Raw genomic sequence first — 672 nt, forward strand, 5'->3', positions numbered from 1 at the left:
ATCCGCAGCTTCTTTGCCCACCTGCCCGCCGAGGTGGACCTGCCTACCCGTGAAGCCGCCGACGCCGACCTGGCCGCCAAGGCCAGCCACTACCGCCCCGACGAGTTGGCCAAATACGCCCAGCGGGTCATGGACTGGCTTAACCCCGATGGCGAACTAAACGATCAGGAGCGCGCCCGCAAGCGCGGCATCACGCTCGGTAAGCAGGAATACGACGGCATGTCGCGCATCAGCGGCTACCTGACCCCCGAGGCCAGGGCCACGTTCGAACCGGTGTTGGCCAAACTGGCCGCCCCCGGCGCCTGCAACCCCGAGGACCAAACACCGGTCATCGACGATGTACCCGATGAGGACGCGGTCCGCCGCGACACCCGATCTCAAGCCCAACGCAACCATGACGGCCTGCTGGCCGGACTGCGGGCGCTGCTGGCCTCAGGGGACTTGGGTCAGCACAACGGCCTGCCGGTGTCGATCGTCATCATCGCCACACTCCAAGAACTCGAAGCCGCCATCGGCAAAGCCCTCACCGGCGGCGGCTCCCAGCTACCGATGTCGGATGTGATCCGAATGGCCAGCCACGCCCATCACTACCTGGCGCTATTCGACAACGCCAAACCCCTGGCTTTGTATCACACCAAGCGCTTCGCCTCGCCAGCGCAGCGAATCATGCTC

General features: G+C 65.5%; 1 protein-coding gene. It reads left to right on the forward strand.

Features of this window, described 5'->3' with window-relative positions; all coding sequences use genetic code 11:
* The coding region (locus AC5Y21_RS26015) for a 13E12 repeat family protein (RefSeq protein ID WP_499917033.1) at positions 1-672 on the forward strand (672 nt) is incomplete at both ends.

The sequence above is a fragment of the Mycobacterium sp. NGS41 genome, assembly GCF_059812725.1.